Origin of the sequence: Aeromonas sp. S13(2024) (genome assembly GCF_041402405.1) — a bacterium.
Lineage (GTDB): Bacteria > Pseudomonadota > Gammaproteobacteria > Enterobacterales > Aeromonadaceae > Aeromonas > Aeromonas veronii.
Map to the genome: position 1 here is coordinate 1 of NZ_JBGLRA010000019.1, position 17,374 is coordinate 17,374.

Below are 17,374 nucleotides of genomic sequence, written 5' to 3' on the forward strand. Positions count from 1 at the left end.
CGGAGCGGCCGCATCATGCGTTGAAATACAGAACCCCCGATGCGGTACATAGGGGGTTCTGAGTAGAGAAATGCTAGTTGAAAATGTGTAAACCTATTTCAGGACTAGACAAACCGCCGTTGGCCGCCTTTCTGGAACAGGTACTGGCCACGGCGCAAGCGGGCCTCACCTACTCCAAAGACCCCTTCGATATCGGCCGTTTCGAGGCGCTGCGCGCGGCCACCGTGGCCCTTATCGCCAACCAGAGCGAGCTGGCGCCGGAAGCCATCAGTGACTGGATTGCTCTCGATCGCGGTTATCCCACCCCCAAGCTCGACGTGCGGGCCTTCATTCAGAACGATGCGGGCCATATCCTGCTGGTACAGGAGCGCAGTGACGACTGCTGGACTCTGCCCGGTGGCTGGTGCGATATCGGTGACTCGCCGGCGGATGCTGTGGTGCGTGAAGTGGTGGAGGAGACCGGCCTTGAGTGCCGTGCGGTGCAATTGCTGGCCCTGTTCGACAAGCTAAAACACCCTCATCCGCCCCAGTTGCCCCACGCGCACAAGACTTTCTTTCTGTGCGAGGTGACCGGCGGCCAGCTGCTGGGCGAAACCGATGAAACCAAAGGGGCGGGGTACTTCCCCATCGACAACTTGCCCCCGCTCTCCTGTCATCGGGTGGTGGTCTTCCAGTTGCGTACCCTCCATGAGCACTTGCTGCAGGGGCGGCGCGATACCCTGTTTGATTGACATCTGAGGAAGTGAACCCGTCTGCAAGGAGGCAGGATGATCAAGCGCATCGGCAATACCCCAATTCAAGAGAAACACAAGGCCAGCTGCCACTGCGGCGCCGTGGTGCTGGAGCTGACCCTGCCGGATGGGGTGGTTGATCCGCGCCGCTGTGACTGCTCGTTATGCCGACGTCGGGGCGCTATCGTCGCCTCGGTGCCGCTGTCCGGCATCCGCATTCTGCAAGGGGAGGAGGTGCTGCGCTGCTACCAGTTCAATACCCGCACCGCCAAACACTACTTCTGTAGCATCTGCGGCATCTATACCCACCACCCGCGTCGCTCCAACCCAGCCGAGTATGGCTACAACCTCGCCTGTCTCGAAGGGGTCAACCCGTTCGAGCTGGGGGAGGTGCCGACGCGCGATGGCGTGCACCATCCAGCGGATCGACAGGCCTGAACAAAAGGGGCTCATATGTTCCTGTTGCGCCCTGCAGGGCGGTGTTAATCTTTAGCGGCCTGTTCACTTTGCCTCGCCCGGGGCAGGGGATGGCCGAACTCTTCTGAACTTCACTGCCAACAGGGAGCACGTTTGTGACAACTCCTTCTGCGCTGCCGGATCTGGTACTGGGCGCCTCTCTCTACTTTCCGCCGCTGTTCAAGGCGGTGCTGCTCGGCCTGCTCTGCTGGCTGCCGATGCACCATCTGCTGCGCGACTGGCTCTATGGCGGGGATGTCTGGCACCCCTTGCTGATGGATCTCTCCCTCTTTATCCTCGCCGTTAGCGGCTCTCTATGGATGCTGTTACATGGCTAAATCACCTCTCGCGACCCTCAAATACTTCTCCACCCTGCTGGTCTGCGCGCTGGCGCTGGCGGCGGGCTGGTGGCTGTGGAACTACTACATGCAGGGGCCCTGGACCCGGGATGGCAAGGTGCGCGCCGAGCTGGTCAGCATTACCCCCGAGGTGTCGGGCAAGATCATCAAGATAGCGGTGAAGGACAACCAGCTGGTGAAGGCGGGGGAAGAGATCTTTACGCTCGACCCCGAGCCCTATCGCATCGCCCTCAATAATGCCCGGGCGGCGCTGGCCAAGGCGAAATCGGATCTCGACAAGGCCGAGCACGAGGCGAACCGCCGCAGCGGCCTGTCGCGCAGCGTCATCTCAGCCGAGACGATGGATGAAGCTCGTCTCAATGCCCAGGCGATGCAGGCGGCCTATCAGGTGGCACAGGCCAATCTGGAGAAGGCGGAGTGGTCGCTGGCCAAGACCCGGGTACATGCCGCTAGCGATGGCTACATCACCAACCTGCAGACCCGGGTCGGCAACTATGCCAGCGCCGGCGTGCCGCTGGTGGCGCTGGTGGATACTCACTCCTTCTATGTACAGGGTTACTTTGAAGAGACCAAGCTTGGCCACATAGCGCCGGGCAAACCGGCCGAAGTGGTGCTCTACAGCGGTGAGCAGCGGTTGCGCGGCGAGGTGGAGAGCATAGGGCGTGCCATCCACGATCAGAGCGTCGATGGCGGCAACGGTCTGCTGATCGACGTCAAACCCAACGTGCCCTGGGTGCGGCTGGCCCAGCGGGTGCCGGTGCGGATCAAGCTGCTGGATGTGCCGGCTGACGTGACGCTGATCGCCGGTACCACCTGCACCATCACTATTGGCGAGTAGGGTGAGCGAGTCATTCTGGCTGCGTACCCCCTGGGGGAGGGCGACAGGGGGGCAGTGGCGCTATGCCCTGCGCAATGCGCTGGCCATGTGCCTGTCGCTCTGGCTGGCCTTCGTGCTGCAGCTTGACTCCCCCTACTGGGCGATGAGCTCGGCTGCCGTGGTGAGTTTTCCCACCGTGGGCGGGGTGATCAGCAAGAGTCTGGGGCGGGTGGCTGGCAGCTTGATGGGGGCGATGGCGGCGGTGGTGATCACCGGTCTTGGCATCAGCGATCCTTGGCTGTTCAGCTTCCTTATCGCGCTCTGGCTGGGCTTGTGTACCTACATATCCAACCACTATCAGAACAACGTCTCCTACGCCTTCGCCCTCGGCGGTTACACTGCCGCCATCATCGCCTTCTCCTGCGTCAATGTGGCGGATCCCCACCATATCTTCGATATTGCCCAGGCGCGGGTGAGCGAGGTGATCATCGGTATCCTCTGCGGCGGTCTGATGATGATGATCCTGCCCAGCACCTCGGATAGCGAAACCCTGCTGGAATCCCTGCGCAAGAGCCAGACCCGCCTGCTGGAACATGCCCAGCTGCTCTGGCTGGGGGAGATGACGCCCGAGGTTCGCAGTTCCCACGAAGGGCTGATCGGCCAGATCCTCACCATGAACGTGCTGCGCATACAGGCGGTCTGGAGCCATCATCGGTTGCGGCGCCAGAACCGGCTGCTCAACTTCCTGCTCCATCGCCAGCTGCGGCTCATCAGCCTTATCTCCAGCCAGCGCCGCATGCTGCACAACTGGCCGGAACAACCGGAAGGCATTCAGGCGCTGCTTGCCACCCTGCTGGCCGAGCTTGGCAAGCCGGAGTGCGACAAGTATCGGGTTGCGAGGTTGCTGGCTCCCCTGATGCCCACCAGCGAGCATGATTATCGACGGCGCACCTTTTTGCTGCGGCTGCGCCACTTCTGCTGGAGCTATCTGGAGTGTCAGCGCTGGCTCGACCGGTTGACCCGCTACGACGATCAGGAGTGGCCGGCGCCGCCCCGTCACACCTCCCTCACCAGCCATACCGACACGCTGGAGGCCGCCTATAACGGCGGGCGTACCTTCCTCTGCGTGCTGCTCGGCTGCACCTTCTGGATCAACAGTCAGTGGGATGCGGGCAGCTCGGCGCTCACCATGCTCTCCATCTGCTGCGTGCTCTACTCGGCGACCCCAGCCCCGGCTCAGGGGGCCAACAGCATGCTCAGGGCGATCCTGCTGCTCAGCCTCATCTGCTTTGCGGTCAAGTTTGGCCTGATGATCCGCATCGACGATTTCTGGATCTTCTGTCTCTTGCTCTTTCCGGCGCTGCTCACCATGCAGCTCTGCAAACAGCAGCAAGTGCGGCAGGCGGGCCTCTGGGGCCAAATGATCGTGCTGCTCGGCTCGTTTCTCGCCATCACCAATCCGCCCAGCTACGACTATCAGCAGTTCATCAACAGCAGCCTCGCCCAGATGCTGGGGGTGATGAGCGCCGCGCTGGCGTTTCAGCTGCTGCGACCCAGCTCGGATCGGCGCAAGAGCCGCCGGATTATCCGCTCCCTGCGCCGCCACTTCATGGATCAGCTGGAGCCGGCCCCGCGCCAGAGCGAGAGCCAGTTCGAATCGCTGATCTACCACTGCATCAGCCAGCTCGGCCAGAGTCAGGATCAGACCGCCCGCCTCTGGGTGCTGCGCTGGGGCGTGGTGCTGCTCAACTGCAGCCATATCGTCTGGCAGCTGCGCCAGTGGCGCGGTGACGAACATCCTCTCTATCTGGTGCGTGACAACTGTATCCGCAGCCTGAAGGGGATCCTCACCGAGCAGGGGGTGCAGCACACCTCCCTCGACCGCACGCTGGCCGAGCTGCAGCGGATCAGTCAGGGGCTGGCCAACCATGGCGATGGCACGGCGCGAGAGCTGGCAGGCATGGTGTGGCGGCTGCAAAGTTCGCTCTCCCAGCTGCAACAGGCGCTGCCGGGCCCCGCCGAAGTGAGCTGAAACAGCCTTGGGAGGGGCACAATCCCCTCCGGATCACCCTTTCCCGCAGCCAAGTTTGTCCAATACCCTCCCAACGAGTAAGATTCTCCCCAAACGTCAATTCGCAAGGCCCTCCATGTCTACTCAATACAATGCGGATGCCATTGAGGTCCTCAATGGCCTTGAGCCGGTGCGTCGCCGCCCCGGCATGTATACCGACACCACCCGGCCCAACCACCTCGGCCAGGAGGTCATCGACAATAGCGTCGATGAAGCGCTGGCAGGTCACGCCCGCAATCTGGAGGTGATCCTGCATGAAGACCAGTCCCTCGAAGTGATCGACGACGGCCGCGGCATGCCGGTCGATATCCACCCGGAAGAGGGGGTCTGCGGGGTGGAGCTGATCCTCTGCAAGCTGCACGCGGGCGGCAAATTCTCCAACAAGAACTACCAGTTCTCCGGCGGTCTGCACGGGGTGGGTATTTCGGTCGTAAACGCCCTCTCCGATCGGGTCGAGGTGACGGTGCGCCGCGACGGTCAGGTCTACGACATCGCCTTCGAGCGCGGCGAGAAGGTACAGGAGCTGACCATCACCGGCACTTGCGGCCGCCGCAACACCGGCACCCGGGTGCGCTTCTGGCCGCAGGCGAGCTACTTCGATTCGCCCAAGTTCTCGGTCACCAAGCTGGAGCACCTGCTTAAAGCGAAAGCGGTACTCTGCCCCGGCCTCACCATCAAGTTCCTCGACAAGAACACCGGCATCAAGCTGGAGTGGTGCTACGAAGATGGCCTCAAGGATTATCTGGTCGATGCGGTCAAGCAGTTCACCTGCCTGCCGGAGCAGCCCTTTATCGGCTCGTTCAGCTCAGAACAATCGGCGGTGGACTGGGCGCTCTGCTGGTTGCCGGAAGGGGGCGAATGCCTTGCCGAATCCTATGTGAACCTCATTCCCACCGCGCAGGGCGGTACTCACGTCAACGGCCTGCGTCAGGGCCTGCTCGACGCCATGCGCGAGTTCTGCGAGTTCCGCAACCTGTTGCCGCGCGGGGTCAAGCTGACACCGGAAGATATCTGGGATCGCTGCGCCTACATCCTCTCCATCAAGATGCAGGATCCTCAGTTCGCCGGTCAGACCAAGGAGCGCCTCTCCTCCCGCCAGAGCTCGGCGTTTGTCTCCGGCGTGGTGAAGGATGCCTTCAGCCTCTATCTGAACAGCAACACCGAGCTGGCGGAGCAGATCGCCGAGATCTGTATCTCCAGCGCCCAGCGCCGGATGCGCGCCGCCAAGACGGTGGTGCGCAAGAAGATTACCCAGGGCCCGGCGCTGCCCGGCAAGTTGACTGACTGTAACTGCGCCGACCCCATGCAGGGGGAGCTGTTCCTGGTGGAGGGTGACTCCGCGGGCGGCAGTGCCAAGCAGGCGCGGGATCGCGAGTTTCAGGCCATCATGCCGCTGCGCGGCAAGATCCTGAACACCTGGGAGGTGGAGGCCGGTCAGGTGCTCGCCTCACAGGAAGTACACGATATCTCGGTCGCCATCGGGCTCGATCCCGACTCCGAGGATCTCAGCGGCTTGCGCTACGGCAAGGTGTGCATCCTCGCGGATGCGGACTCGGACGGTCTGCACATCGCCACCCTGCTCTGCGCCCTGTTCGTGAAACATTTCCGCACGCTGGTGGAGAAGGGCCACGTCTACGTCGCCATGCCGCCCCTCTACCGGATCGATATCGGTAAAGAGGTCTACTACGCCCTCGACGAGGACGAGAAGAACGGCGTGTTGCAGCGGGTCGAGGCCGAGAAGAAGAAAGGCAAGGTGATGGTGACCCGATTCAAGGGGCTGGGTGAGATGAACCCGAAACAGCTGCGGGAAACCACCATGGATCCCAACACCCGCCGTCTGGTGCAGCTCACCATGGAGCCGGCAGGGGAGAGCGAAGGGGATGCGGCTGACGAGACCCTGCAACTGATGGACATGCTGCTGGCCAAGAAGCGGGCGAGCGATCGCCGCGAATGGCTGGAAGAGAAGGGTAACCTCGCCATCATTTAAGCCGTCGGCTGGCCCGCACAGGGCCAGCAAGCATTTAGCCGGAGTCGCCCTGTGGCGGCTCCCGAACCGAAAGAGAAAATCACATGAGTGATGCTATCGAGCTCAGTCTGGACGGGGTAGAGCGCCAGCCAATGCGCACCTTTACCGAACAGGCTTACTTGAACTACTCCATGTACGTCATCATGGATCGGGCCTTGCCGCATATCGGCGATGGCCTCAAACCGGTGCAGCGGCGCATCATCTACGCCATGAGCGAGCTGGGTCTGTCGGCGCTCTCCAAGCACAAGAAGTCAGCCCGTACCGTGGGTGACGTGCTGGGTAAGTACCACCCCCACGGCGACAGCGCCTGTTATGAAGCCATGGTGCTGATGGCCCAGCCCTTCTCCTACCGTTACCCGCTGGTGGATGGTCAGGGCAACTGGGGTGCGCCGGACGATCCCAAATCCTTCGCCGCCATGCGTTATACCGAGGCGCGGCTGTCGCGCTTCTCCGAGCTGCTGCTCTCCGAGTTGGGGCAAGGCACGGTGGAATGGACGCCGAACTTCGACGGCACCATGAAGGAGCCGGTAGTGCTGCCCGCCCGTCTGCCGCACATCCTGCTCAACGGGGTGACCGGTATCGCGGTGGGCATGGCGACCGACATCCCGCCCCACAACGCGCGGGAAGTGGCCTACGCCTGTGCCGAGCTGCTCGACAACCCCAATGCGGGTCTCGATGCATTGATGGCGCACATTCAGGGGCCGGACTACCCGACCAACGCCGAGATCATCACCCCGCGCGACGATATCCGCAAAATCTACGAGACCGGCAAGGGCTCCATCAAGCAGCGGGCGGTCTGGAGCGAGGAGGATGGCGATATCGTCATCACCGCGCTGCCTCATCAGGCCTCCGGTGCCAAGATCATGGAGCAGATCGCCGCCCAGATGGTGGCCAAAAAGCTGCCTATGGTCACCGATCTGCGCGATGAATCGGACCACGAAAACCCGACCCGTCTGGTGATCGTGCCGCGCTCCAACCGGGTGGATGTAGAGGGGCTGATGGCCCACCTGTTCGCCACCACGGATCTGGAGAAGAACTACCGGGTCAACCTCAACATCCTCGGCCTCGACAATCGGCCGCAGGTGAAGTGCCTCAAGACCATCCTCAGCGAGTGGATCCAGTTCCGTCGCGAGACTGTGCGTCGCCGTCTGCAATTCCGCCTCGATAAGGTGCTGGCTCGCCTGCACATCCTCGAAGGCTTGCTGATCGCCTATCTCAACATCGACGAGGTGATCGAGATCATCCGTACCGAGGATGAGCCGGGCAAGGTGATGGTGGAGCGCTTCAACATTACCGAGACCCAGGCCGAAGCGATCCTCGAGCTGAAACTGCGCCATCTGGCCAAGCTCGAAGAGTTCAAGCTGCGCGCCGAACAGAACGAACTGGCCGAAGAGCGCGACAAGCTGGAGCAGATCCTGGGCTCCGAGCGTCGCCTCAACACCCTGCTCAAGAAAGAGCTGCTGGCCGATGCCGAGAAGTACGGCGACGATCGCCGCACCCCGCTGGTGGAGCGTGCCACCGCCGTGGCGCTGACCGAGAAAGAGCTTATTCCCAGCGAACCGGTCACCGTCATCCTCTCCGACAAGGGGTGGGTGCGCGCCGCCAAGGGCCACGATGTCGATGTGGCGGGGCTCTCCTACAAGGCGGGGGACAGCTATCTGGCCCACGCCTGTGGCCGCAGCAACCAGCAGGCGGTGTTCCTCTCCACGTTGGGGAGAACCTACGCCCTCGAATCCCACACCTTGCCATCCGCCCGCAGTCAGGGCGAACCGCTCACCGGCCGCTTTGCGCTGGGGGCAGGGGAAGAGGTGCGCCATTTGGTGATGGGCAACGAAGGCGAGCCGTATCTGATCGCCAGTGATGCCGGTTACGGCTTTGTCTGCACCTATGACGATCTCATCGGCAAGAACAAGAACGGCAAGGCGCTGCTCACCGTGCCGGAAGGGGGGCAGGTGATGGCACCCCAGAAGATCGGCTCGCCAGAGACCGATCTCTGCATGGCCATCTCCAACGAAGGGCGCATGCTGCTGTTCCCGCTCAACACCTTGCCGGTGCTCGGCAAGGGCAAGGGTAACAAGCTGATCAGCATTCCGTCGGCTCGGGTGAAGGCGCGGGAGGAGTTTGTGGTGATGGCCGCCGTCATCCCGCAGGGCCAGTCGGTCACCCTGTTTGCCGGCAAGCGCAAGCTCACCCTCAAACCGTCCGATCTCGACTACTACCGTGGCGAGCGCGGCCGCCGCGGCGCCAAGTTGCCCCGCGGTTTGCAGCGTGTTGATCGCATCGAGATTGAACCCGCCGCCGGTGCCGAGCCGGCAGCTGGGGAAAATCAGGAAGGGTAATTAATATAGAAGGGCGCGAAAGCGCCCTCATGAAATCAGAAGTATATTTGGCTGTTACTTAGTTTAAATTTAAGCCATTAACAACTGTTCCTACACAAAGTCTATTGAAAAATGTCCCACTAGTATTTGTATAAGTGACAACTTTTCCATTTATAACTATGGTCGCTATTTCGGTGCCATCATTATAACTCTGAACGAATACTAGCTTATCAGATGAAGAGTTTACATCTACGAATTGGCCTGAATAAAGGTCAGTGGTCATTTTATATCCAGACTTGTCTTGTGTGATCGAAAACTTCATATTGTCAAAGTAGTTTTTTTCAAAGTCACGTGTTTGAAATTCATCATTGGTTGGTTTAAAAATAACTGCGGCACAAGTTAAATTTCTAAACTTACCCTCCATTACAACTCGATTTGCATTTGCAGAAAAAGGTAAGAGAGTTAACATTGTAAAAAGGGAGTGTATAATTACTTTGAGGGTCATTGTTTGTACTTATATCCGGAAATTATTTTACGGTTTATTATAAATAGCTAGCGCAGTTATTTTTTCATGCTTAACCTCATGAATTACAACTGTAGTTTTTGAACCATGATATCAATGAGTCAGAGGTCGATGAGTATTTAAGATTGTTTGTCTCAACATACTCAATAAAATCATCTCCTATAACTTCGACAGATTTATGCTCTATGCAGTTATATTTTTTTTCATCATGAGATTTCATAATCGAGAAGGTACTTTTATAAATCTCACCTAACTCAGCCTTTTTATTAAAACACGTCTGCGAGTCTATGTAATCATTACAATCCATAGTAAATAGAAGTGCGGCATCCCAAGCATTATTGGGATAATAATATGAAAACTGAGCTGCGGATGGTTTTGCACATCCAGTTATAAAAATACAACAGCTAATGGTTATCAGATATAAACGCATTACATTCTTCCCTCACAGTATGGTTCTGCACCACCAGCTCGGCTATATGCACTTCGTAAGCCACATCGATTTCCTTGGGCATCAAGGTCACCTGGGCAAGCACAGTTACCTGTATAACTTGAAGAGTTGTTGGTATTGTTCTGAGCTGCTCCCGCAGCTCCCAAGATCATCACGGTTACCAATACAACATCAGCTGCGACAGCAGCACTACATTTTGCATAATTGAAACGTTCTTTTTCTGCAGCATATTTTTCATCGCTACAATATGTTTGGCTTACACACCCAAATAGGAAAATTGTGCATGCAGCGACTATGAATACTCTCATCCTCGTCCCATTCTCATTGAGTTATTTGGTTTTTAAATTTTAATTAATCCTGATGAAATTGCAGGTAAAAGTTAAGGTTTTAATTGAGGCTGTTCAGCGTGAATACAGCTTTGTTGGTAACGGTGGAATATATTGTTGGATGTTGTTTTAATTTTGTTTTATCAAAAGGCTGATTAGCGAGACATAGCCCGTAGGTCTGATTAGCGAAGTGTAATCAGACGATCGCGAAAACAGGTTGCCGCTATTCTGCTGGTACGCCAGCAGATCTCTTCTCTATGTCCATAGCCATCGAGATTGCGGTGCGGACGATTACGCTTCGCTAATCGACCCTACGCGCTCCTGCTTGATTTAACGCTCTGCTGCTTGTTGATGGTTTGCCCCCTCATCCCCGACCCTTCTCCCCTTATCTATGGCAAAGAGTGGGAGAAGGGAGCAGAGATCGCAGCCATTGATAGTGACCGTGGTATGGCGTGATAGCTAAGGGTGACAGCTACGACTACAGGTTGGCAGGCGCTGATCCCCTCTCCCCTTGGGAGAGGGTTAGGGTGAGGGGAAGCTGACAATAGGGCAAGCGCCGCAATAGGTGCCAGGTTGCCAACCTGAAAAGAGCCACACATCCCACCAAAAGCGAGGGCCCCGCCATCCATGATGGCGGGGCCCTTCGCATTATCAGCCGCATTGCCGATTCAACCGTCCGCGCTGGCTGGGGCCAATAAAATGGCTGGCCTGAGCCCGATTAGACAGGAATGGCTGTCGCCGCCGGTGGCGGGGTGAGCTTGGAGGCGATCAGCTGGCGCAGGCGGGGCACCAGCAGTAGCAACACCAAGCCGCCCGCCAGCGAGCCCCAGCCCAGCATATTGAACACCGAGCTGTAACCCGGGTTGGTGGCGACCGGGGTGCTGCCGATATTCTGCGGCATGGCGCCGGAGACATAGCCTGCCAGTACCGAGGCGACGCCGGTGACCATCATCCAGCAGCCCATCATCAAGCCTTGCAGGCTGGCGGGGGCCAGCTTGCCAATCATGGCGTAACCGATGGGGGAGATCAGCAGCTCGCCAAAACTCTGCAGCACATAGCTGATGGCGATCCACTTGAAGGCGACCAGCCCGTCGGCCCCCGCCAGATGGATGCCGATCGGCAGTACCAGCATCCCCAATCCCATGCAGAACAGGGAGGCGGCAAACTGGGAGGGGATGTCGATATTCCACCCCTGTTCGCGTAGTCGCTTGAACAGCAGCGCCATCAGCGGGCCACCGATAACGATGACGAGGGTGTTGATGTTCTGGATCCACTGGGGGGCGACCCGCAGCCCGAACACGTTGAGGTTGATGTTGTGCTCGGAGAAGAGCATCAGCCCCATGGGCGCCAGCTGATAGAGTGACCAGAAGATGAGGGAGCCGAGGGCGAGGATCAGGTAGGCCACCATGCGGCTGCGCTCGGCGGCGTCCGGATGGCGGGCGGTCATCACACAGAGCAGCACCAGCACCACGGCCCCCAGGATCAGCACGAAACTGCCGCTGAAGCTGGCGTGGGTCAGCAGCAGACGCAGCGCCGGCACCAGCATGGCCAGAATGGCGATACCTGCCAGCATGCGGCGGTAGAAGCCGCTCCCTTTGACATGGCGCAACGGGGTGCTGATATCCGCCAGAATCGGCCAGCAGGCGAAGGTAGCGATGATAGCGATGATATTGCCCAGCGTCGCAAACAGGAACAGGGTGCGGTAATCCTCGGTGAGCTGGAAGTAGCCCGCTACCGTGAAGCCGATAAAGAAGCCCAGATTCATCCCGGCGTAGTTCCACAGGAAGGCGCTCTCGCGGCGGTGATCATCCGGGGCGAAGCGCTGGGTCAGCATCATGTTGAGGCAGGTAACGTTGAGGCCGCTGCCGGTGAGGAACATGGCGAGCCCCCAGTAGAGGCCGGTGATCCCCATCTCGGCGATGAAGTAGCAGCCGATCACCTGCAACACCATCCCCATCACGAACAGGTTGCGGTTGCTGAGGTAGCGCCCGCCGAGATAACCGCCAAACAGGTGCAGGCCATAGTTGAAGGCCCCGAAGACCCCCATCATGGCGTTGGCCTGGGATTCACTGAAGCCGAGCCGCTTGGTGGCGTAGAGCACCAGGGTGGAGTAGAGCACGGCAAACCCCAGGGTCGAGAAGGTCTGGATAAAGAACAGCGCCCCGGAGCCGGGGGGAATGGTGGGGTGTTGATTCGAAGCGCTCACGGTCTGTCTCCTGTGAGAGAAGAAAGTCATTACTCGTCCTGAGAGCGTACCGGTCTGCTGCCGGCTAGCCTTGTGCGCTTCCATGCTGGTCTGAAGGCCGGTCTGTCATTTAGCGGCCAAGCGGTGCAAATAGCCATACCTGAAATTTAATCCGGCGCGATTAATTGCTTTTTATTGATCTATTCCGCCTTTTTATGCGCGATTGAGCCGTGGTTGTAGCTCGGCTTACCACGCGATTGCGGCATGGTTGATGTGATTCAGTCGGCTATTTTGTGCCGATTATGGCGCTATAGCGGGATCTGTGTCCCGCTTTGTTGTCCCGAAACGCAGCTGGCGCCAAGTTGTTGTATTGCAGGTTGTTTATTCATCCTTGGGCATTGAGTGAATAAATATCGGGAGGAGAAGGGGTTGCCTCAGGGTGACTTGCGTGTGTTCCCTCTCTGCTTGGGAGAGAGTGAGGGGAGGATAGAACAACGCCCGGCGGGCCGGGCGTTGTGGTGCGACTGATGGGCGGCGAAAGCGGCCTTAAAAGTCGTGGTAGAGCGGCCAGCCGAGCAGCGGGTGCTTGAGACCGGCGCGCATCTCCATGTTGTCGAGCTTCTCCGGCGAGGCGTTCTCTTTTTGCAGCAGCTGGTACTGGCGCACAAAGCCGAGGGTGTGCAGCAGGTTCGGCACAAAGCCCGGGCTCAACTCCTGCCGCAGGGCGGCGGCCATGTCGGCAGGCAGCGCGTTCAGCATCAGGGCGAGCTGGGCGGCGAGGTAGTCGGTGTCGTACCAGCTCTCGTCGAGCTCAATCTCCCGCGCCAGTTTGCGCTTGAGATCCTGCTTCACCTTGAGCGGGGCGGCGCCACTGCCCTTGCCGCAGAGGATGCGGTAGAGCAGCGCTTCGGCCAGCTTGTCCTCCATGGTGGGGTGGTCGCTCTCGCAGGCGAAGAAGTGCTGGTCGATGAGCTCCATCAGGCGGCTCTTGTTGTGCTCGGTCAGCGCCTTCTCGTACTCCTGCCACCCTTGCCACTCATCCACATCGGGCGGGCTCGAGATCTTGTCCAGCAGGCGGGCATCCACGTCACCGTAGAGGCTGTTGCCAGCCTGCTTGGGGCTGACGGTGATAAGCATCGACCAGCCCTTCTGGAACGGCTTGATGGGGCCTTCCGGTGCCTGCAGCAGCGCCAGCGCCTTGGCCGGATCCCGCGCCGAGAGCTCCTGCAGACCGAGGCTCACCACGCCGATGACGTCGTGGGCCGCCTGCTCCAGCAGGTGCATCTTGTACTTGTTGTAGTACTTGTCGGCGAATTTGAGGCTCATCAGCACCGCCTTGCCCTTGATGGCGGCGAGCTGTTGCTGACTCAAGAGTTCGTTGTCGCGGCCAAAGCGCAGCACCTGGGTGAGATAAGGGCCCTGGTTGGCATCGCGAATGACTAACTGCATGAATGGGCTCCTTAATCCAGAAAGCTGAACATGTCGTCGACGTCGCCGTACTCGTCTTCCTCGACCTTGTTCTTCTCTTTGGCCTGCATCACCAGCTCGGCGGCAAACTTGTTGATGATGCTGTCCCAGCTGGAGTGCTCGTTGCGCAGCAGCGCCTTGATGGCTTTCTCCACCTCGGGGGCCAGCTCGCGAATAAGCATCAAGAGGCTGCGCGGGTCATCCAGCGCGTAGTCGTGGACATCCTCGCTCTGCTGGCGCTCGCTGTAGCGCAGGGACTCTTCGAGATCTTCCTCTTCGGCGTGCAGCACGTCGCGATAGCCTTCGTCCTCTTCATAGCGATCGCCGCGATAGAACTCGATAAAGGGGATGGCGAGGTAGAAGAGACCGGCCGGATCTTCGGCCACGCACTCGAGGATCTCGCGCTGCTTGGCTTCGCTATCCTGGGTGCGGATCAGGTAGTTGAGGAAGTCGAAGGTGTGCTGTTGCAGCTCGTCGGCGTTGTTCTTGATCGCCTCTTCCCAGTAGAGCGGCTGCTGGCAGACGATGTCGCGGATCCGCTCCGGGGTCATCAGCTCGGAGATGATGGAGGGGAAGGAGATATCGTGCTGGCCGTTAATCTGGGTCAGGGTAACGATATCAATGTTTTCAATCACTTCTGCCAGCTGGTCGTCAGACATGGTCTTGGCGATCAGCTCGAACTTCTCGCTGGCCTGCTTCGGCTCGATAACGGCCAGCTCTTTGATCTCGATGGCGGTAATTTCTATCAGACTGTTGCTCATGCCTTGCCCCAATTAGAAACGGACTTCGTCGTACATATCCTGATCGCCGTCGTCATCACCATAGCGGTCACTGCCGCCGTGGTAGTCGGCGTCGGCATCTTCCCCGTCTTCATCTTCTTCGTCGCGCAGATCAACGTCGTCATCGCCGCGGTGGCTACCGCGCGGTAGCGGGTTGTCGAGCAGGAACAGCACGGCGCAGGCTTCCATCAGCTGATCTTCGCTCTGGGCCCGCACCGCCTTGACCAGCGGCAGGGCGGCGTTGTTGAAGCCGACGCTCACCTTGAACTCGTCCCAGCTTGGCTGCTCGCCGCTGGCGAGCCACTTGTTCCACTGCGACTTGGCCTTGGCCGGGAACTGCACCCGGCCATAGAGGGCCAGCGGCAGATACTCGGGCATAAACTCCAGCATGCTCATATCGGCCAGCAGCAGGCTCTTCATCTGGTCGGTGAACTGTTCCAGCCCCTTGGGGTCGTCCTGATCCCGGTAGGATTCGATGTTTTCGCTGGCATCGCTTTGCAGCGACTTGAGCCGCGCCTGGTCCCATCTCTTTTGCATAGTTGCTCTTTCTGCCTGCTGTTTCAGGGGTAGAACTGATCCCACATCTCCTGCATGGCAGCAGCGGGATCGGTCACGATGACGTTGTTGAAATCCTTGATAAAGGCGGCCCGCTGTTTCGGATCGGACAGCACTTCATAGGCCTGCTTTACCTGGTGCAGCTTGATGGCTGCCTGCTCTTTCTCTTCTTCACTGGCCCCGTGCAGCTTGTCGGGGTGGTACTGGTTCGACAGCCGCCGATAGGCTTTCTTGATGTCGTTTTCGCTGGCGTTGGACTTGACGCCCAGCACCCGAAAGTAGTTGTTCATGGCAGATCCTGCATCACTGGCATCATAGGATTCACGCTGCGAGTGCCTGATGGTGGGGATTGGCAAACCAGGCACGGCAAAAACCCGTCATTTTAACGGAAACAGCCCGCCAACGCGATGAGTTGGGCGATCAATTAACGGGCGAGATGAAGAGGGGTCAGTTGAGCGTCTATTGTTGCCAGTCGGTCTGGCCAGTGCAAGGGCGGCGGGGCAAAAGCGATGAAAAAACGGGCAGGAAAGGGGTGGGCGGCAGGCCGGGGTAAGGCTGCCGCCGCAGGGGTTACTCCTCCCAGAAGGAGGCGGATGTGTGGTAGATCATCTTCTTGCTCATCCCGCCATCGACCACCAGATTGGCGCCGTTGATAAAGTCGTTGCGAGGATCCGCCAGAAAGAGGCAGGCGCGGGTGATGTCGTCGGGGCGACCGACCCGGCCACTCGGGTGCTGGCGATGATCCGCCTCGGTCAGGGTGTGGTAATCCTCCGCCTGGATCCAGCCCGGACTGATGGCATTGACCGTGACGGGGTAGTCGGCCAGCGAGTTGGCGAGGGACTGGGTGAGGGCGACCAGCGCCCCCTTGGAGGCGCCGTAGGCATCCCAACCCGGTTCGTTCTGCTGCCAGCGGGTGGAGGCAATATTGATGATGCGGCCATAGGGCAACCCGCGGTTGGCCTGCACAAAGGCGCGGGCGCAGAGCATGGCGCCGCGCACATTGACCGTCATCACCTGATCGAACTGGGCTGCGCTCAGCTCCTCGAAGCGGGTGTGGAACTTGCTGATTGCGCCGTTGTTGATCAGCAGATGGATGCCGCCGTGCTGCTCGCGCACCTCGGTAAAGAGCCGCGCGATGGCCTGCTCATCCCGCAGATCGAGCGGATGAAAGTGGATCTCGGGATGGTCGAAAGCGTGAGGGGCCAGATCGGTGGCGATCACCCGATAACCCGCCTCGGCCAGTCCGATGCAGAGCTGGCGGCCAATCCCGCCAGCGGCGCCGGTGACCAGCGCAATTTGGGGTTGGTTGGTCAGCTCGTTCATTGTGCCGCTCCATTGCGTGCCCGCAGCACCTTGATGAGGGCCGACACCTCCTGCTGGCCAAACCCTTGCGCCACCCCTTCCTCAAACAGATCGGCGGCAAAACGCGGGAAGCGGCTGTCGATCCCGGCATCGGTGGCATGACCGGCGAGGCGGCTGATAGCGGCGCTCCAGGTTTTCAGGCTGGCGTAGGGGTGATCGAAATCGCCGCTCGCCAGCGTCTTGCCCAGGTGGGCCACATCGCCACCGAGAATGGGCGAGAGCTCGCTGAACTGGGCGCACACCTTGGCCACCGGCAACCCTTCCGCCTCGCAGATCAGCGCGCCGTGCAGAGCACCGAGCAGACCACCGGCAAAGTAGGCGGCGACGGCACAATCTTGCGCCGCGGCGGCGCCCACCGCCTCGGCCACATGGTCGAGGGTAGGGGCGAGCAGGCGCAGCACCGGCTCGGCCTCGCTAAAGGCAGCGCTGGCACCGGAGCAGATGATGCTGGCGTCAGTGGTGCCGATCTGATCCGGGAAGCAGAGGATGGCGCCATCGAGATAACGGGCGCCGCGGGCGTGGCTCCAGCTCTCCAGCGCTCTGGCCCCCTGCGGGCTGCCGGTGGAGAGCTGCACCAGCAGCTTGCCCGCCACCGCATCGCTCGCCTCATCCAGCAACTGCTGGCTGACGGCGTAGTTATCGACGCAGACAAGGGTGATATCACTTGCGGCGATGGCTGCGCCAACCGAGGGGGCGAGTGTCGCACCCAGCGCTTGCAGCGGGGCTGCCTTGGCGGCGCTGCGATTCCAGACGGTGACCGGATGGCCCGCCTTGATCAGGGTGGTGGCGAGGGCGGAGCCCATGGCCCCGAGGCCGATGACAGAGAGATGGCGCATGATGGCTCCTGACGGTGTTGATAGACGCTGATATAGAGAATTAGGATGCCTTGTGGCAGGCGAGCCACTATATTTGCCCCGTGTCGCCGTGAAAAATGGCTTTTATGACTGTCTG

15 protein-coding genes are annotated in these 17,374 nt (G+C 59.7%); 7 read left to right on the forward strand and 8 right to left on the reverse strand.

What is annotated here, in order from left to right; translation table 11 throughout:
- The first annotated feature begins 83 nt into the window (after positions 1 to 83).
- The 7 genes from ACB042_RS18415 (at position 84) to parC (ending at position 8,799) form a co-directional block, all read left to right on the forward strand.
- Positions 84 to 731 (forward strand): NUDIX hydrolase, encoded by a 648-nt coding sequence (locus ACB042_RS18415; RefSeq protein ID WP_371178906.1) that lies wholly within the window; start codon positions 84 to 86, stop codon positions 729 to 731.
- A 36-nt stretch (positions 732 to 767) separates the two neighbouring features.
- On the forward strand, positions 768 to 1,169 hold the full coding sequence (locus tag ACB042_RS18420; protein WP_371178877.1) for a GFA family protein: 402 nt from the start codon (positions 768 to 770) through the stop codon (positions 1,167 to 1,169).
- Between the two features lie 113 nt (positions 1,170 to 1,282).
- Positions 1,283 to 1,525 carry a DUF1656 domain-containing protein gene (locus ACB042_RS18425; protein ID WP_335811994.1) on the forward strand — a complete coding sequence of 81 codons (243 nt, stop codon included), beginning with the start codon at positions 1,283 to 1,285 and terminating at the stop codon, positions 1,523 to 1,525.
- Complete coding sequence (locus tag ACB042_RS18430) at positions 1,518 to 2,384, forward strand: efflux RND transporter periplasmic adaptor subunit (RefSeq protein WP_371178878.1); 867 nt, start codon at positions 1,518 to 1,520, stop codon at positions 2,382 to 2,384. The genes ACB042_RS18425 and ACB042_RS18430 overlap by 8 nt, the downstream gene beginning before the upstream one ends.
- Before the next feature lies 1 nt (position 2,385).
- Positions 2,386 to 4,395 carry an FUSC family protein gene (locus ACB042_RS18435; protein ID WP_371178879.1) on the forward strand — a complete coding sequence of 670 codons (2,010 nt, stop codon included), beginning with the start codon at positions 2,386 to 2,388 and terminating at the stop codon, positions 4,393 to 4,395.
- A gap of 115 nt (positions 4,396 to 4,510) precedes the next feature.
- Positions 4,511 to 6,421: a DNA topoisomerase IV subunit B gene (parE, locus tag ACB042_RS18440; protein ID WP_371178880.1), complete on the forward strand. Its 1,911-nt coding sequence runs from the start codon at positions 4,511 to 4,513 to the stop codon at positions 6,419 to 6,421.
- Between the two features lie 83 nt (positions 6,422 to 6,504).
- A complete protein-coding gene (parC, locus tag ACB042_RS18445; RefSeq protein WP_371178881.1) occupies positions 6,505 to 8,799 on the forward strand; it encodes a DNA topoisomerase IV subunit A in 2,295 nt (764 codons plus the stop codon).
- A 58-nt stretch (positions 8,800 to 8,857) separates the two neighbouring features.
- Here the strand turns inward: parC and ACB042_RS18450 are convergent, their stop codons facing one another.
- The 8 genes from ACB042_RS18450 to ACB042_RS18485 form a co-directional block, all read right to left on the reverse strand.
- Positions 8,858 to 9,283: a hypothetical protein gene (locus tag ACB042_RS18450; protein ID WP_143182601.1), complete on the reverse strand. Its 426-nt coding sequence runs from the start codon at positions 9,281 to 9,283 to the stop codon at positions 8,858 to 8,860.
- Positions 9,284 to 10,793: 1,510 nt separating this feature from the next.
- Positions 10,794 to 12,281, reverse strand: a complete 1,488-nt coding sequence (locus ACB042_RS18455) for a peptide MFS transporter (RefSeq protein WP_371178882.1) — start codon at positions 12,279 to 12,281, stop codon at positions 10,794 to 10,796.
- Between the two features lie 525 nt (positions 12,282 to 12,806).
- The gene (locus ACB042_RS18460; RefSeq protein WP_371178883.1) at positions 12,807 to 13,709 is read right to left on the reverse strand and encodes a hypothetical protein; all 903 of its coding nucleotides are present in this window, start codon (positions 13,707 to 13,709) and stop codon (positions 12,807 to 12,809) included.
- Positions 13,710 to 13,720: 11 nt separating this feature from the next.
- Positions 13,721 to 14,488 carry a hypothetical protein gene (locus tag ACB042_RS18465; RefSeq protein ID WP_371178884.1) on the reverse strand — a complete coding sequence of 256 codons (768 nt, stop codon included), beginning with the start codon at positions 14,486 to 14,488 and terminating at the stop codon, positions 13,721 to 13,723.
- A 12-nt stretch (positions 14,489 to 14,500) separates the two neighbouring features.
- Positions 14,501 to 15,043: a hypothetical protein gene (locus tag ACB042_RS18470; protein WP_335841958.1), complete on the reverse strand. Its 543-nt coding sequence runs from the start codon at positions 15,041 to 15,043 to the stop codon at positions 14,501 to 14,503.
- Positions 15,044 to 15,066: 23 nt separating this feature from the next.
- Positions 15,067 to 15,351: a DnaJ domain-containing protein gene (locus ACB042_RS18475; RefSeq protein WP_113739870.1), complete on the reverse strand. Its 285-nt coding sequence runs from the start codon at positions 15,349 to 15,351 to the stop codon at positions 15,067 to 15,069.
- Between the two features lie 280 nt (positions 15,352 to 15,631).
- A complete protein-coding gene (locus ACB042_RS18480; protein WP_371178885.1) occupies positions 15,632 to 16,384 on the reverse strand; it encodes an SDR family NAD(P)-dependent oxidoreductase in 753 nt (250 codons plus the stop codon).
- Positions 16,381 to 17,259, reverse strand: coding sequence for an NAD(P)-dependent oxidoreductase (locus ACB042_RS18485; protein WP_371178886.1), 879 nt, complete (start codon positions 17,257 to 17,259; stop codon positions 16,381 to 16,383). The genes ACB042_RS18480 and ACB042_RS18485 overlap by 4 nt, the downstream gene beginning before the upstream one ends.
- Between the last annotated feature and the right edge of the window lie 115 nt (positions 17,260 to 17,374).

What these genes read in the sequence shown, in the direction of transcription:
- ACB042_RS18415 (WP_371178906.1), top strand. Translation starts at nt 84, where the DNA reads ATGTGTAAACCTATTTCAGGACTAGACAAACCGCCGTTGGCCGCCTTT.
- ACB042_RS18420 (WP_371178877.1), top strand. Translation starts at nt 768, where the DNA reads ATGATCAAGCGCATCGGCAATACCCCAATTCAAGAGAAACACAAGGCC.
- ACB042_RS18430 (WP_371178878.1), top strand. Translation starts at nt 1,518, where the DNA reads ATGGCTAAATCACCTCTCGCGACCCTCAAATACTTCTCCACCCTGCTG.
- parE (WP_371178880.1), top strand. Translation starts at nt 4,511, where the DNA reads ATGTCTACTCAATACAATGCGGATGCCATTGAGGTCCTCAATGGCCTT.
- parC (WP_371178881.1), top strand. Translation starts at nt 6,505, where the DNA reads ATGAGTGATGCTATCGAGCTCAGTCTGGACGGGGTAGAGCGCCAGCCA.
- ACB042_RS18450 (WP_143182601.1), bottom strand. Translation starts at nt 9,283, where the DNA reads ATGACCCTCAAAGTAATTATACACTCCCTTTTTACAATGTTAACTCTC.
- ACB042_RS18460 (WP_371178883.1), bottom strand. Translation starts at nt 13,709, where the DNA reads ATGCAGTTAGTCATTCGCGATGCCAACCAGGGCCCTTATCTCACCCAG.
- ACB042_RS18465 (WP_371178884.1), bottom strand. Translation starts at nt 14,488, where the DNA reads ATGAGCAACAGTCTGATAGAAATTACCGCCATCGAGATCAAAGAGCTG.
- ACB042_RS18470 (WP_335841958.1), bottom strand. Translation starts at nt 15,043, where the DNA reads ATGCAAAAGAGATGGGACCAGGCGCGGCTCAAGTCGCTGCAAAGCGAT.
- ACB042_RS18475 (WP_113739870.1), bottom strand. Translation starts at nt 15,351, where the DNA reads ATGAACAACTACTTTCGGGTGCTGGGCGTCAAGTCCAACGCCAGCGAA.
- ACB042_RS18480 (WP_371178885.1), bottom strand. Translation starts at nt 16,384, where the DNA reads ATGAACGAGCTGACCAACCAACCCCAAATTGCGCTGGTCACCGGCGCC.
- ACB042_RS18485 (WP_371178886.1), bottom strand. Translation starts at nt 17,259, where the DNA reads ATGCGCCATCTCTCTGTCATCGGCCTCGGGGCCATGGGCTCCGCCCTC.